Annotated in this window: 8 protein-coding genes; 5 read left to right on the plus strand and 3 right to left on the minus strand. The window is 39.4% G+C overall.

Going from position 1 to position 14,728, the window contains the following annotated elements; translation table 11 throughout:
• Nucleotide 1 precedes the first annotated feature (1 nt).
• Genes BMY50_RS21890 through BMY50_RS21905 form a run of 4 tightly spaced genes read left to right on the plus strand, consistent with a single transcriptional unit; the run spans nt 2 to nt 9,191 of the window.
• The gene (locus tag BMY50_RS21890; RefSeq protein WP_093329373.1) at nt 2-3,154 is read left to right on the plus strand and encodes a SusC/RagA family TonB-linked outer membrane protein; all 3,153 of its coding nucleotides are present in this window, start codon (nt 2-4) and stop codon (nt 3,152-3,154) included.
• A gap of 10 nt (nt 3,155-3,164) precedes the next feature.
• A complete protein-coding gene (locus BMY50_RS21895; RefSeq protein ID WP_093329375.1) occupies nt 3,165-4,589 on the plus strand; it encodes a SusD/RagB family nutrient-binding outer membrane lipoprotein in 1,425 nt (474 codons plus the stop codon).
• A gap of 46 nt (nt 4,590-4,635) precedes the next feature.
• Nucleotides 4,636-6,741, plus strand: coding sequence for a S9 family peptidase (locus tag BMY50_RS21900; RefSeq protein ID WP_093329126.1), 2,106 nt, complete (start codon nt 4,636-4,638; stop codon nt 6,739-6,741).
• A 38-nt stretch (nt 6,742-6,779) separates the two neighbouring features.
• Complete coding sequence (locus BMY50_RS21905; protein ID WP_093329129.1) at nt 6,780-9,191, plus strand: serine hydrolase; 2,412 nt, start codon at nt 6,780-6,782, stop codon at nt 9,189-9,191.
• A gap of 10 nt (nt 9,192-9,201) precedes the next feature.
• Here the strand turns inward: BMY50_RS21905 and BMY50_RS21910 are convergent, their stop codons facing one another.
• Both BMY50_RS21910 and BMY50_RS21915 read right to left on the minus strand, forming a co-directional pair.
• Nucleotides 9,202-10,278 carry a fatty acid desaturase family protein gene (locus tag BMY50_RS21910; RefSeq protein ID WP_093329132.1) on the minus strand — a complete coding sequence of 359 codons (1,077 nt, stop codon included), beginning with the start codon at nt 10,276-10,278 and terminating at the stop codon, nt 9,202-9,204.
• 262 nt (nt 10,279-10,540) lie between these two features.
• On the minus strand, nt 10,541-11,257 hold the full coding sequence (locus BMY50_RS21915) for a response regulator transcription factor (RefSeq protein WP_093329135.1): 717 nt from the start codon (nt 11,255-11,257) through the stop codon (nt 10,541-10,543).
• A gap of 274 nt (nt 11,258-11,531) precedes the next feature.
• Here BMY50_RS21915 and BMY50_RS21920 point away from each other — a divergent pair, with 274 nt between their 5' ends.
• Entirely contained in the window at nt 11,532-12,152 is a 621-nt protein-coding gene (locus BMY50_RS21920; RefSeq protein ID WP_093329137.1) for a response regulator transcription factor, read from the plus strand.
• 62 nt (nt 12,153-12,214) lie between these two features.
• Here BMY50_RS21920 and BMY50_RS21925 read toward each other — a convergent pair whose 3' ends face one another.
• Entirely contained in the window at nt 12,215-14,680 is a 2,466-nt protein-coding gene (locus BMY50_RS21925) for a TonB-dependent receptor domain-containing protein (protein ID WP_093329140.1), read from the minus strand.
• Nucleotides 14,681-14,728 lie beyond the last annotated feature (48 nt).

The following is a 14,728-nucleotide window of genomic DNA, read 5'->3' on the forward strand; positions in this document are numbered from 1 at the left end:
TATGCAAAAAAAGATAAGATGGCTGATGCTGAGCATCCTTTTTATTACGGCGAACGCCTGGGCACAAGAAAAACCAATACAGGGAAAGGTTACTGAAGAGAAGAGCGGTCAAGCATTGCCTGGCGTAACCGTCACGGTAAAAGGTACTTCACAGCGCACGCAAACAAATGAAGTTGGGCTTTATCAGGTTTCTGCGAAAGCGGGAAATACATTGGTGTTTTCTTATATAGGAATGGAACCCTTGGAGCGCGTCGTGGGTAACGGAAACATGTTAAATGTAGTTCTCAAGCCGCTTTCCTCCGGCTTAGATGAAGTGGTGGTAACCGCTTTAGGTATTGAGCGACAAGAACGTTCACTGGGTTACACCGCACAGAAAGTAACTGCCAAAGAATTAAACTATAATAAGCAACCTAATATGCTCAATGCGCTTCAAGGTAAGGTTGCTGGCGTAACGATCAGTAGCACAGGAGGATCTCCTGGTCAGGGCGCCCGCATTCAGATTCGAGGAATTAATTCTATTGATCCAACAAGGGATAATCAACCTTTATTTGTAATTGATGGCGTGTTGATGGACAATAGTACTTCTACGCAGGGAGAGGGGGCAGATGGGAGAGGGATGAGTAACCGTGCTGTAGATATTAACCCGGACGATATTGAAACAATCAATATTTTGCGTGGCGGTGCAGCGACAGCTTTATATGGATTGCGAGGGGCTAACGGTGTAGTTGTCATTACCACCAAATCAGGGAAGTCTGGAAGTATTAAAATTGATTACCAAGGAACGGCCGGTTTTGAAAATGTGGCACGGTTTCCAGCACTGCAAGATACCTATACACAAGGTTGGCAGGGTGAATACGATCCAGAATCGTTTTGGCCGTCGTGGGGCCCAACGGTAGAGGATGCACGTGCAATAGATCCTACACATCCGGCAAAGCTTTATGATCATGTGAAAGATGCGTTTACTACAGGTAGTCAGTACAAAAATAGCCTCACTTTTTCTGGCGGTACCGAAAAAGTAACCTTTTTATCTTCTTTATCTCAGCTTAATCAGAAAGGAGTACTTCCTACAACGGATTTTAAAAATTATCAGGCGCGATTAAATACCACTTTTAAAATGAGCGAAAAATTTACCGCCGGTGTAAATATGAGTGTAAATAATTCCGGTGGATATCGTGGAAATGCGGGTAGATATATCGAACAGTTAATTTATTGGTCGCCAAGGCACGATGTGAATGACTATCTGGAGGAAAATGGAACAATGCGTTCCTATGGGGGTACTACCAATCCGCGTTATGCAACTGAATCAAATCGCTTTAAAGATGATGTATTACGTTTTATAGGGAGTGCTAATTTTTCTTATCGTCCTGTATCATGGTTAAATCTTTCTTACCGTGCGGGTATAGATACTTACCGGGACAATCGGTTGGGTACTGCCCTGGGTTTTAGAGATCTGGTGGGCGAAAGGTTGGTAGACGATAACGGAACTGAAGCAGCGCCTGGCTATGGTTTTGTAAATGTATATAACCAAAATTTTCGTTCCATTAATAGCACCTTCGTAGCCAGCGCGGATCATAAATTTTCCGATGATTTCAGTGCAACATTAAGGCTAGGACATGATTTGTATGACCGTTACATGAGAAGAGAATCTACAGAAGGTTCTGATTTAACGGTTTATGACTGGTTTTCCCTAGCTAATGCCAAAACACTACAGTCTGAAACTTATCTGGAAAAATATCGTTTAATGGGGATATTCGGAGAGCTTTCTTTCAATTATAAAAATTACTTATACCTAACGCTCACTGGTAGAAATGATGTTACATCATCTTTAGCCAGACCTAATAATTCCTTCTTTTATCCTTCGTCTACCTTAAGTTATATCTTTTCAGACCATTGGAAGCTTCCTGAGATAATCAATAATGCTAAATTCAGGTTTTCATATGCCCGAATTGGTAAAGATGCCGATCCTTATTCAACGAGTAGTGGCCTCGCTATTTATACCGACTTACCTACCGGATATAGCGGCTTTACCCGACCTGGATTACTAGGGGATCCAGAACTTAAACCTGAGTTTACTTCGACTTGGGAAAGTGGCTTAAGTATGGATTTTTTTAATAGCAGATTAGGCTTTGATTTTAATTATTACCATTCAGTTAGTAAGGATCAAATTATTAGAATACCTGTTTCCGCGTCTATTGGATATGTAAATGCAGCGGTAAATGCGGGGAGTATGCGTAATCAGGGTATTGAACTATCCATTAATGCCAGCCCAATAAAAGGAAATGATTTTAGCTGGGACACGCGTCTGAATTTTTCAGCCAATAGAAACAAGGTCCTGTCTTTAAGGGAAGATTTTGAACGGATAGAGGCTGCGAATGAATTTGGCTATTTAAGCTCAAATGTATACATGTGGTTAATTCCTGGCGAAGCATATGGCGATTTATATGGAAGAGCGCTGAGAAGATATTATTCTCCTGAAGAGATTGCGCAAGGCCTAGATCAGTCGACAGAGATTGATCCAGATAGGCCATTATTGATTGGTGAAGATGGTTTTCCGATATTGGATGCTGTAGCAAATAAAAAGAAATTAGGTAATGTACAGCCTGATTGGATTGGTGGGTGGAGCAACACTTTTCGTTACAAAGACCTTTCGCTGTCTTTTCTAATAGATGCAAGGGTAGGCCAGGAACGTTATAATCAATTAGCTAACTTTTACTCTGCATTTGGGATGGCCAAATACACCGAGAATCGGAATGATCATATGGTATTCAATGGCGTACTGGCAGACGGAAACCCTAATACGAAAGAAGTATGGCTGGGACAGGGCATTGACCCATCCACCGGTTTTAACTACGGCGATGGTTACTACCGTATCATACACAGAGGGGTGTCTGAAAATTTTGTTGAAGATGCTTCATGGGTACGATTACGTTCTGTTTCGATTAGTTATAGTGTACCACAGAAGTGGATCCAAAATAGTATTGTAAAAAATGTTCAATTATCGCTCACAGGAAACAACCTAGCGTTGTGGACAAACTACGCTGGATTTGATCCGGAGAGTACAACAACGAACAGTGGGTCCAATGTTGATGCATTTGCTGGGATGACATATCCTGCGGTTAGAAGTTTTCTATTCACATTAAATGTTGGTTTTTAAGAAAAATACTATGAAGTTATCGAACATAAAAACAGCCATTTTTGGAGGAATTATTGTCTTAAGCTTATTTTCAGGATGTAAAGATTACTTTGATTTAAATGAAAATCCGAATCTGGTGCAGGATCCTCCCATTAATTCCCTGTTGACAACTGCTACACAGAAAGCAGCTCTTAACATGCAGCAGTTTGCAAACATAAATGTCTACTATACACAATATTTGGCAAATGCTTCGGCTAGCGGCGCCGCAGATACCTATCAAGTTACAGACAACTCTACTGCGTGGAATGATGTTTATTACGCAATGTCTGACCTTTATGATATGCGACTAAAGGCAGAGGAGGCTGGTGCATTTCAGCATGTAGGCGTAGCTAAATTATTAATGGCTTATCAATTAGGACTAGTGGCTGATACGTGGGGCAAAGCACCCTATACGCAAGCTTTCTGGACTAACGATATATTAACACCTGCTTATGATACGGAAGAAGAATTATACGCTTCTTCACTTAAACTAATTGATGAGAGCATAGTTGATTTACAGCGAACAGATCTGAGTATCGTTTTAAACGAAACAGCAGATTTGATGCACCATGGCAATGTAAATTCGTGGATCAAGACAGCCTATGGTATCAAGGCACGTTTTTTAAATAAAATATCAAAGAAGCCAACTTACAATCCTGCTGCGGTGCTTGAGGCAATAGATAGCTCCTATACGTCGATAGGCGATGAGTCTGCCATGAATGTTTATTTAGGAATTAACCCATGGGCCCAAGTAGCGAAAAATAATGCAAATAATCTTTTAGGTGGATGGTTGTCGGATAATCTTGTTAATCATTTAAATGGAACAACATACGGTATTGAAGACCCCCGAGTAGCCAAGATAACGGATAAGACGGTTAATAATGTGTACTTGGGTACACGAAACGGCCAGGGAAATGTGGGTGGAGCGAATACGATACGCGATGAATGTTATATCAGTTTAAACAGTGTAATCACCAATGATACATCATCGCTCATAATCATTACTTATCCTGAAATTAAACTTATGGAAGCGGAGGCTGCTTTTAGAATAGGTGATAGATCTCGGTCTTATGCCGCTTATTTAGAGGGGATTAAAGCCAGTATGGATAAACTGCAAGTTAATTCGGCAGCGCGAGATGCATACATTTCTCACCCAACGGTGTCGGTAGGTGCTACAAATTTAACATTAGATCTTATTTTCAAAGAAAAATATGTGATTACCTATTTAAATCCGGAAGCATGGAATGATATGCGTAGGCATGATTATCAATATAAGGATTTTAGAATGCCCCTAAATGCGTATCTAAGTAGTTTTATTCGGCATGTGGCCTATCCTGCAGATGAAAGAGGAAGAAATAGTAGCAATGTTCCTGCCGATGGAAGCTTGGATGCTCCTCTTTGGTGGGATCAGCCTTAATGAAGTGCTTTTTTATAAGTTAAGAAATACCAGTAAATGATTAGCTATGTTTTTAAAAAAAATTGTAGGCGTAAGCTTGTGCTTTATCGGATGGATTGTAAGTGCTCATAGCCAGACCTTAAGTCTTGAAACGCTTACTTCATACCCTTTTCCGTCGGCATTAACAAGTGCTTCGAGTGCTTCGAACATTGCGTTAGCCATTAATGTGCAGGGCCAACGGAATATTTTTGTTGGAGAAGGACCGGCTTTTAAGTTGAGAAAACTAACGTCTTATACGACAGACAATGGTGATGAAATCACAGGTGTTAAGCTTTCGCCAAAAGGAGATTGGGTGGTTTATGTTAAGGGAGGCGATCATGGAGCATTTAATGAGAGTGAAGTTCGAAATCCTGCTTCTGCACCACTAGAACCAAAGGTTCAGGTGTGGAGTGTACCTTTTGCAGGTGGAAAACCTATCTGCCTTGCTGATGGTGACTATCCCATTATTTCTCCTGATGGGAAGCGTGTCGTTTTCGAGAAAGGGGGGCAGCTCTGGGTGGTTCCTATTGATGGATCAAAGCAGGCTAGACCTTTATTTTTCGCAAAGGGAAATAATGGCTCTCCACAATGGTCGCCAGATGGTTCGAAGATCGCATTTGTATCGAATAGGGGAGACCATTCACTTATTGGAGTATTCGAGGATTCGCAGACACCCATCCAATGGTTGGTACCTGATTTTAGTAGTGATCAATCTCCTTGCTGGTCACCAGATGGACGCTCAATCGTTTTTGTACGCGCCCCAGCAAAAGGAGGGGCTCCCGACTCATTGACGGTGACACGGCCACAACCCTGGTCGATATGGCGAGTGGACTTAGCCGATGGTAACTCGAATCGTTTGTGGTCTGCTCCGAACACGTTAGAAGGATCGGTGCCAGGCACGCATGGTGGCTTTAATCTCCATTGGGCAGCAAAAGACCGAATTGTGTTTTTATCTTATCAGGATGGATGGCCTCATCTATACTCAGTAGCTGCAAAAGGTGGTGATGCCCTATTGCTTACACCGGGGAACTTCATGGTGGAGCATGTGCAGCTTAGTCCCGATCGTAACTGGGTACTATTTAGTGCTAATACCGGTGAAGATTCCGACGATGTCGATCGTAGGCATCTTTATCAGGTGCCAGTAGATAGACCTATTTTGCAAGCGCTTACAAAAGGTAAAAATATAGAATCATTTCCCATGCTAATGGCTGACGGTAATCAGTTGATATATATACAATCCTCGGCAACACAGCCACCCATGCCGGCTATGATGTCTATTGGTGAACAAAGCAACGTTCAATTACTGGGGGAAGAGCTGTTACCCACAAGTTTGATCAATGCCAAACTGGTTCAACCAAAAAGAGTTGAATTCGAAGCTGCAGATGGTGAAACGGTTTATGCCCAGCTTTTTGAACCAGAAAATTCGAACCAAAAACACCCGGCAATTTTATTTGTTCATGGTGGTCCACAAAGGCAAATGTTGCTTGGGTGGCATTATGGTGATTATTATGCCAATACGTACGCATTGAATCAGTATCTCGTAAGGAAAGGGTTTGTTGTGCTTTCCGTTAATTATCGTTTGGGAATAGGTTACGGTTATCATTTTCATAAGCCAGCCAATGCAGGAAGATTTGGGGCTTCTGAATACCAGGATATTAAGGCTGCGGGAGAATGGTTGGCTAAGTCCCCTATAGTAGATGCTAAGCGTATAGGAGTTTATGGAGGGTCTTATGGCGGTTTTTTAACCGCATTGGCACTAGCTAAGGATGCAGACTTGTTTGCCGCAGGAGTAGATATACATGGCGTCCACAATTATATGGGCAGGATTTCTACGAATGCACCAGAACCTGCCCCCGACGTTGAGCTGGCCATCGAATTAGCGAAGAATTCTTCGCCAGTTTCATGGCTTGGAGGCTGGACTTCCCCAGCGCTGATTATCCATGGAGATGATGATGGAAACGTCGATTTTCATCAAAGTGTGGATCTGATTGAACGCTTAAAAAAGAGAAATGCACCAATAGAAACACTTATGATTCCGGATGAAACACATCATTGGATGCGCTACGAAAACCAGCTTAAAGTAGATCGAGCGGTGGTGACATTCTTTGAAGAAAAACTTATGAAAACGAACTAAGTCTACCTTTTTTAATCCTTAATTTATTCTTACCTGCTATGATCAATTATCTGAAAACAATTACTTTTTGTTTCATCCTGTTTTTCTTATCCCCCTTTTTAGTGTTGGCCCGCCAAGCACCATTACCGCCAGATTTGGACACTTACATCCATCAGGTCCTCAAAACATTTGATGTGCCAGGTGTAAGCGTGGCGATTGTAAAGGGGGGTAAAATACTATTTGCGAAAGGATATGGCGTAAGGAAAATAGGAGATTCCGCTCCTGTGGACGAGAACACGCTGTTTAGTATTGCTTCTAACAGTAAAGCGTTCACGGCCTCTGCACTGGCGATATTGGTAGGAGAAGGCAAATTAAAATGGGAAGATAGGGTGGTGAAATTTTTGCCCTGGTTTAAATTGCATGATGGCTATGTAACTGAACATTTAACCGTACGTGATTTACTGGTTCATCATAGCGGATTACCTGCCTATGCAAATGATATGTTACTATTTCCTCCGTCTACTTTTACCCGCAAAGAGTTATTGCAAAAATTGAAAGACGTACCTCTTCAACACGATTTCCGTTCGGTATATGCTTATGATAATATTCTTTACTTAGCAGCTGGTGAGGTAGTAGAGGCGGTGTCTGGCGTGGCATGGGAGGATTTTGTAAAACAACGTATTTTTGATGTAGTTGGAATGGATCATAGCATTAGCCGATTTTCAACGTTAAAGCAACAAGCAAATGTGGCTTATTCACATGTAAAGCGTAAAGGACAGCTCACTGTAATAAATAATTTCTTTGAACAAAATATTGGTGATGCTGGAAATCCTGCTGGAGGTGTAGCATCCAGTGCCGCTGATATGGCCAAATGGGTGCTTACACAACTAGATTCCGGACGCACCCCTAGCGGTGCTGCGCTATTTAAGTCGGCCGCTACTGAAGAACTATGGAAAATTGTGCGACCCATGCCCATAACAAAGGAACCTTCTTGGCTAGCGCCCAATCAGAAAAATTTTTATGGTTATGCCTTAGGTTTCCGGAAATACGATTATAGAGGTCAACAGATAGTTGGTCATGGAGGTTTGTTGACAGGTTTTGTGTCGCAAATAGCCATGGCACCTCAACTTAAATTGGGAGTGGTAGTATTAACCAATCAACTATCTTCTGGAGCCTATTGGGCTATTATCAATCATATCTTGGACTATTATATGCATGCATCAACATTTGATTGGATTGCCGGTTATAAAAAAGAAGCCGATAAATCTATTGCTAAACAAGACTCAGTGGAAAGACAGAAAAAGAAACTGATACCAGATACTAATTTAAAACGTAGTCTTCCATTGTCGGCCTACACTGGTGTTTACCAAGATCGTTTACTGGGCACAGTAAGCATTTTGAAGCAAGCAGATGTGTTAAGTATAAAATTCTTAAAATCGCCCCAGTTGGATGCGACACTAACTCATTTTCATGGAGATCTTTTTAAACTCACTTATTTAAACACGAATAGGGGTTCCGGACCTATATTGTCGTTTGCATTAAACCCTGATAAAACGATACGGGAGGCAAACTTTATTTCTACATTTACGGATGCCGATAGTGATTGGGAAAATATTGTGCTGAAACCTGATCAAGAGGCCGTTATCGATACAAATATGCTACGGGAAAAAGTATTAGCGGCATTTGACAAACAACCAACTGGAACCTTTGCGGTAGCGTTTCGTGCTATTGACGATGGCGAGACTTTTCTGTTGAATGAGCACCAACTTTTTCATGCTGCCAGTACGATGAAAACATCCGTTTTAGTGGAAGTATTCAAGCAAACTGAAAAAGGCAAATTTTCTATCAGTGATTCTATAAAAGTCTATAATAAGTTCAAGAGTATTTATGATGGGAGCTCTTATACGTTAAAGCCTATAAATGATAGCGAGCAGGACCTTTACTCAAAAATTGGGTTAAAAGTAACCATTGAAGACCTCCTTAACAGGATGATTACAGAAAGCAGTAACTTGGCAACGAATATGATGATTGACCTTGTTGGTGCCAAAAATGTTATGAAAACAATGCGGAGCATTGGTGCTAATGAGATGAAAGTATTACGCGGTGTAGAAGATGGTAAAGCTTTTGAGCATAATATGAATAATATGATTACAGCTAATGACTTAATGATATTATTTGATCAAATTGCACAAGGAAAGATGATCAGTAAAAAGGCAAGTGATGCCATGGTGGCTATTTTATCTAAACAGCATTTTCGCGGTATTATTCCTGCAGGTCTTCCCGCTGATGTAAAAGTAGCTAATAAAACAGGGTCAATTAATAAAATTAGCCACGATTCCGGTATTGTATACTTGCCTGATGGAAGAAAATATGTGCTTATATTACTGTCTAAAGGTATTGAGGAGGAAGTAGCCAAGCGTACTTTATCTTCTGTTTCTACCTATGTTTACCGCTATATGATGACTAAGTAACCTTAGGCTACTAGGCTACACTGAATTTTTTAAGTACTGCATAATGTGATTTAAGTGCCAATAAGAAAGTAGTATTCTCTATATAAGGAAGTTTATATGCATTGGCGGTATCCTTGATAATGGTGGATATAGCAGGGTAGTGAATATGACTAATCTTCGGAAAAAGATGGTGTTCAATCTGGCGATTTAAACCACCTAAGAGAAAGGCCGCCAGCTTACTTTTTGATGAAAAATTTGCCGTAGTTTTCATTTGATGCTCTGCCCAAGCATCTTCAATATTACCGTCTTCATTAGGAATAGGAAAATCTGTTTCTTCTATTAGATGGGCCAACTGAAAAACCAGGCCCATCACTAATCCCTGTGATAAATGAAGCGCAAAAAAACCGATAAGGACTTGCCACCAGCTTAGATCTGTGAACAGTAAAGGGATGCCTATGAATAAAAAGCAATATAATAACTTATAAAAGAATAGATTAAAGTATTCTATTCTCGGATGCTTAGCCTTATGCTGCCCTATTTTAGGTTGGAAAAATTTCTTGTAGTCTTTACGAAAAAGCCATGATAAAGAAGCAAGACTATATAAAGGAAATGCATATAGATGTTGGAAGCGGTGGAATTTGTTTAACTTTTCTTCTTTTGATAAACGGATAAGGCCAGGAGCAACCTCAATATCTTCATCATGTCCGGCTATATTGGTGTAGGTGTGGTGTACTATATTGTGTGAAATGTTCCATATATACGGGTTAGCTCCCACAAGATGAAAAGTATAACTGAAAACTTTGTTAATCTTGGGACTTGCAGAAAATGATCCATGCATAGCATCATGGCCTATATTAAAACCGATAAAAGCGCTAAATACACCAAGCAATACAGCTAATGGCAACAGAATTATCGGCTGAAAAACACCGGATATAATAAGTGCATATAGTAAGAAATGACCAAAGAGAAAAGTGAATGCTTTAATCCAGATTGCTTTATTGCCTTGCTTTGATATTTTCTTTTCCTGAAAATAGTTGTCTACTTTTTCTCGGACAGTGGAAAAAAAGGAAGAATGATGAAGGTTGGTGAATTTTAATTTGGAATTCATGTTGTTTATTGTTAATGAATTGATAAAATAATTACGGAGATACTTTAACTAATTGATCTACCGCAAATACATTATTCATTACTCACAACACATCTGACACTTTTTAAGCGCCTAATCCCCAAGTTTATATCAAACTTATTATAAAGATACCTATAAAAAAGAAGAATTCAAAGCTAATTCACTTTTAAATTGTGACTGTTTTAAACGGCCCTTATTACGTTAAGGGTTTGATTACAAAGTTTTTATTTTAACTGCCATATTTTTATAATAAACCAAAAGCAATAGCAAAACGAATGAGTTCAGCTAAACTGCTTGTTCCCAATTTTCGTATAATGTTTTTGCGATGGTTGTTGACTGTATGGATGGATAAAAATAGTTTTTCGGCCATATAACCACTACTTTTTCCTTCAGCAATCAATATAATAAGTTCCTTTTCCCGCTTAGTGAGGGTACTATAACGTTGGTAATTTTTGTAAGCATATTCGTTCAGTTGAGTTAAGCATTGGCTACGAAATATTGCCGTCTCAAGGTGTGTAGCAGGTAATGCGATGTGGATGAGTTTATGACCTTTTTCATCAGCAATGCGACTTGAGGTAAAATACCATTCATAACCACCATTTTTACCCGTTTTTACCCGCTGATAAAAAGGGAAAATCTTATTCGGATCTTGTAGTTGTAGAAAACAAGTGATTTCTTTTTGAATGATGGAGATTTCCTCTTGTGGGAAGAAGTTGTTGAAATAATCGGGACCTAAGGCTTTTAATTCCTCCGAAGAATGATGTAGTTTATCGCAACCATATCGATTCATGTAAAGGTTGGTAGCAGTAGGAAGGTCTTGTAACATTACGCTGCCAGGTAAGTAATCGCCAATATCTTCAAGGGTGAATTCCCCTTGGCTTAGGTCATTTCCAATCGCTAATAGTTGTGCCTGTACGCCTAATTGTAGGTCATGCTGGCTCATAGATTTCAGGTTACCCATGATAACGATAATTAAGTTTTTGAACGGTTGACTTTCAGTAATAAATGTACGAGAAAAATAGTGTAAATCAATGCATTATTTCACAAAAAATGACTACAACTAGCTATAGGTTTTGTGTAGGCAATTGATGAAGTTTGAATACAAGCTGCAATCTAACACAAGTGTATTTTTGTTTATTTTAAATTGTTGTGAATCAATGTTTTAATTTGAAAACTTGGTTCATTCAGGTTGCGTGGATTTTTGTTTTTAAAATATAATAATAAAAAGGAAGTTTATGAAAGCAACTGTAGGCCTAATGGATGATCAGCAATTGTTTCTAAAAACGCTTGGTCTATTTATAAATAGCCTGCCTGATTTTCAGGTAAGTTTATATGCTTCAACCGGAACGGAACTAGTAGGTTTAATGCGTTTAATAGCCGAAAAACCTACTATCTTATTAATGGATGTTAATATGCCTCTAAAAGAAGGAATTATATTAGTTTCTGACATTAAAAAAAACTATCCGGAAACGAAGATCGTTGCTCTTTCTACGATTGAAGATCCTCAAAATATCATGAGTATGATACAAGCTGGCTGCTGTGCATATTTATTAAAGACCATGAATGCGGATGATCTTAAAATAGCTTTACAGGAAGTTGCTCGTAAGGGCTATTATAATAATTATTCCCTTAGCTTAGCCTATCTGAATACGAAACAGTTAGAACTAAAGGAAAGAGAACGTGAATTTCTAGCTTTGGCCTGCAGTGATTTAACCTATCAGGAAATTGCCGAAAAAATGTACTTATCTTTCAAAACAATTGATGGTTATCGGGCTGATCTTTTTGGGAAATTCCAAGTGAGGAGTAGAGTAGGTCTAATTATGGAAGCTATTCGGCAGAAAGTGGTTTTGCTTTAAATATACCAACAAAAAACCGCTGGCATCTCTCGACGGCAGCGGTACAAACACACATGACATATTTATTTTCCTACTCTGTTCTTTTCGCTGCTATCTAAATTGCGTTCAGAGGTTTTTAATTTTTGGTTACCAAATTTATAAGTAAAGGTAATACGACCCACTCTGCTTTCATATTGATTAAAAATCCTAACATTTAAGTTGGCATAATCGGTATGTACAGTATTTGGTTTTGTATTGAAGATATCTGTAACAGCCAGTTTGATCTGGGCTTTTTTATTCCAAAACGATTTGTTAAGGCCGAGGTCTATCCCCCAAGAGGTACCGATTTGATAAATGCTCCAGCGTAAAGGTGATTGGTATTGTGCCGTTGTTTCTACACTGAAAGTCTCAGTAATATTAAAGGTATGATTGCTGTTTACCTGTACAGCAAACTTGCCAAAATCAATGGGTGCATTTGCGATGTCGGCTTTGTAGCCCATATAGAAATTGTTAATATTGGTATTACTTGTCCAAACTTTACCAGCCGATAGCGGGATATTCAGATTCAAAGAATATACGCGTTCTTTTGCAATGTTCTCTTGAGTTAGGAGCAATACATTTGTTTCATCATTTTGATACATCACTTCGCCAACCATATCATTCGTTTGTTGGTAACCTGCTGTAATATTATAGCGTTTAAATAAGGTGTATGTTAATTCATAAGCATTCGTAAATGACGGGTTTAAGAATGGGTTTCCTTGCTCATAGCTATATGGGTCAACATAATATAAGAAGGGATTTAAGTTTCCATAATTTGGCCTATTGATCCTTCTGCTATAGGATATTCCCAATTGATGGTTATCAGCTATTTTTTGACTAACAGATATATTTGGAAATAAGTTGAGATAATCACGTTTGTTGCGAGTATTCATAGTAATAGAATTTCCATCGGAATAGGTATGTTCCATACGTAAGCCCATTTTCACTTCAGTGTTATTCAATTGGTGACTGTAAATGGCGTAAGCAGCGGTAACACGCTCTTTATAAATAAAATGATTCGATCTACCTGCATTGTTTTCCCAGTTGCCGTTGTTTTGTAGCAGAAAAGCCATATCATTATCGCTCTTAACACTTCCGTACTTTGCACCGATTTCTAACTTGCTATCTTTATTGAATGGATGTGTGTAGTCGATTTTTGCTGTTTGGATGTTAATTATAGAGGGCATATCATTCAAGATGAACTCTGGATCGCGTAGGGAATTACCAACAGCGTCATAAAAATAATTATCGTAATAATGTGTGGTCTTATCACTAAAACGTGATATATCTACCTCTGCAACCAATTTTCTTCCACTGGTGTCTATATTGAAAGTGTTATTTACATTAAACGAAGTATTATTATAGCGATTTTTTCCATTGTTTAAAGTTGTTAGGAAAGAGTCAACAGGAGCGTTAATCCCCGAAATTGCATTATTGCTTTCCAGTCGATCTTTTCCGTTAAGGAAGAAACCGGATACCAGCATGCTTACTGTATTACGTTCACTTGTTTGATAATCAATCCCTGCTCGTGCATTATGACTTGCTCTCCGATTATTCCAATGCAATGTTTGGTCGAATACACGGGTATCTTCGCCTTGTCCGATCGTTCTGTATAGTCCTAGATCTCGAATAAAGCGGTTGTTGGTATAACTGTAGTTGGCAAATAAATTAATTTTACCAGCTTTATGGTTAATTTGCAAGGAATTATTGGTTTTATGGGTTTTTCCGTACCCACCACTGAGGCTGATATTACCATTTGTTCCTTCTACCTTATTCTTTTTCAGCTTAATATTGATGATGCCTGCAGTACCTGCCGCATCATATTTGGCAGAGGGATTGGTGTTCAACTCGATCGATTGAATATTACCTCCATCCATCGAACGTAGCAGATTAGCAAGCTGTTCAGCAGATAGGTATGTTTGTTTACCATCTATCATCACGGTTACTCCTTGACGCCCCATCAAACTAATATTGCCATCTTTGTCGACACTTACACCAGGCGAGCGTTGCAAAATATCTAAGGCCGTATTACCTGCGGCTAGGGCCGAATTTTCAACATTAACAACCAATGCGCCGTCTTTGCGTTGAACAGGTGGGAGTTGAGCGGTAACCGTTACTTCCCCAAGGGATTGGGCTTCCGTGTGTAACACAAGATCTGGTGCTGCTACTTTCCTTTGTTCGGTAGAAACGATGATTGGTTGATAACTTTTTCGGTATCCCATCATAGAAGCGACCAAGATGTATTTCCCTTCTTTATCTGCGGGTATTGCATAGACACCTTTTTCATCCGCGTAAGCCGAACGTACGTAAGATGAGTCGGCCGCTTTTAATAAAGAAACAGTAGCCAGATCTACGGGATGTTCAGCTTGGTCTTTTACAACCCCTTGTATGGTTGCTGTTTGTTCTTGCGCCTTTAACGATGTAACACTAAAAGGGAATAGACCAAGTATGCCAACCACAAGGTATTGCCTTATTTTATTTGTTTTTTTTAATGTGTTAAGGGCTTTCATGACTTGTGTGTTTTGATTATGATTCAAAAGTACTGCTCAAGTAGCGAC

This window comes from Olivibacter domesticus (assembly GCF_900109575.1).
Classification (GTDB): domain Bacteria; phylum Bacteroidota; class Bacteroidia; order Sphingobacteriales; family Sphingobacteriaceae; genus Olivibacter; species Olivibacter domesticus.

Bases quoted from the DNA above. Each gene is read 5' to 3' on its own strand.
- BMY50_RS21890 (WP_093329373.1), top strand. From the start codon at position 2: ATGCAAAAAAAGATAAGATGGCTGATGCTGAGCATCCTTTTTATTACG.
- BMY50_RS21895 (WP_093329375.1), top strand. From the start codon at position 3,165: ATGAAGTTATCGAACATAAAAACAGCCATTTTTGGAGGAATTATTGTC.
- BMY50_RS21900 (WP_093329126.1), top strand. From the start codon at position 4,636: ATGTTTTTAAAAAAAATTGTAGGCGTAAGCTTGTGCTTTATCGGATGG.
- BMY50_RS21905 (WP_093329129.1), top strand. From the start codon at position 6,780: ATGATCAATTATCTGAAAACAATTACTTTTTGTTTCATCCTGTTTTTC.
- BMY50_RS21910 (WP_093329132.1), bottom strand. From the start codon at position 10,278: ATGAATTCCAAATTAAAATTCACCAACCTTCATCATTCTTCCTTTTTT.
- BMY50_RS21915 (WP_093329135.1), bottom strand. From the start codon at position 11,257: ATGGGTAACCTGAAATCTATGAGCCAGCATGACCTACAATTAGGCGTA.
- BMY50_RS21920 (WP_093329137.1), top strand. From the start codon at position 11,532: ATGAAAGCAACTGTAGGCCTAATGGATGATCAGCAATTGTTTCTAAAA.
- BMY50_RS21925 (WP_093329140.1), bottom strand. From the start codon at position 14,680: ATGAAAGCCCTTAACACATTAAAAAAAACAAATAAAATAAGGCAATAC.